The organism is Salmonella sp. SAL4457 (genome assembly GCF_046548235.1).
GTDB lineage: Bacteria > Pseudomonadota > Gammaproteobacteria > Enterobacterales > Enterobacteriaceae > Salmonella > Salmonella enterica.
In genome coordinates this window covers 1-475 of record NZ_JBGDZO010000052.1, presented here as the reverse complement: position 1 = coordinate 475, position 475 = coordinate 1, and the positions used below count along the sequence as shown (strand labels likewise).

At 64.6% G+C, this 475-nt stretch carries 1 protein-coding gene and 1 pseudogene; both read right to left on the bottom strand.

The genetic code is table 11. The features are described 5' to 3' along the window. Positions 1–265: pseudogene (gene senC, locus ACLJNW_RS23170) on the bottom strand (cytochrome c oxidase copper chaperone SenC); the annotation flags it as partial. Between the two features lie 25 nt (positions 266–290). Further along, positions 291–475 (bottom strand): hypothetical protein (locus ACLJNW_RS23165; RefSeq protein ID WP_410961080.1); only part of this gene is annotated, 185 nt, incomplete at its 5' end.

The following is a 475-nucleotide window of genomic DNA, read 5'->3' as shown; positions in this document are numbered from 1 at the left end:
GGCAGACATCGGGGCAGAAGGTGTAGCCGAAGAACAGCAGGTGCCAGCGACCCTTGAGACTGGCGGTGCTGACCGCCTGGCCGTCCTGGTTGGTGAACTCCAGCGCCGGCACCTTGCGCGTCTGCGGCAGGATCACGATGCCGGCGTCGAGCAGCACGGTGGGATCGGCCTGGCGCTGGGCGGTGAGCACCTTGTGCACGGTGAGGCCGAGGACCAGGGCGACCAGGGCGACGAGGACGAGGACGGTCTTGTTGACTCGAGTCATGGGTGGGCAAGGCTCTAGAGTGGGATCAGAGAAGCAGCTTCAGCGGCAGATAGTGGTCCACCAGCAGCGCCATGAACAGCAGGAACAGGTAGACGATAGAGTACTTGAAGGTCTTTATCGCCGCATGTGGCCGGCTGTCACAGTAGAGCGCCCAGGCCCAGTCGAGGAAGCGCGCGCCCAGGGCCAGGGCGCAGAGCAGATAGACCAGCC